Origin of the sequence: Dolichospermum circinale AWQC131C, from assembly GCF_000426905.1 — a bacterium.
Taxonomy (GTDB): Bacteria; Cyanobacteriota; Cyanobacteriia; order Cyanobacteriales; family Nostocaceae; genus Dolichospermum; species Dolichospermum circinale.
On the sequence record NZ_KE384602.1, the window covers coordinates 1 to 303 of the forward strand.

Below are 303 nucleotides of genomic sequence, written 5' to 3' on the forward strand. Positions count from 1 at the left end.
AAAGATTAAAGGAATATCAGATTGAAGTTGTGAATGATGAGTTAATCATTACAGATGAGGATGGTTTATTATTTGAGTATAATCCAAAAAATAAAGAAAGTCAACGGGTGCAAGAAACTTTATTTCATGAGAAACAAAGGATTATTGAAGGTTGTTTATTTGGTGTGGATATTAACTCTAATTCTGTAAAAATATGTCAGTTGCGGTTATGGGTTGAACTTTTGAAAAATGCTTATTATGAAACCTCACCCCTAACCCCTCTCCTTGTAGGAGAGGGGAATATGAGAGAGTTGGAGACTTTAC

At 33.3% G+C, this 303-nt stretch carries 1 protein-coding gene; it reads left to right on the plus strand.

Features of this window, described 5'->3' with window-relative positions:
* Window positions 1-303 (plus strand): hypothetical protein (locus ACIR131C_RS25985; RefSeq protein ID WP_035371663.1); only part of this gene is annotated, 303 nt, incomplete at both ends.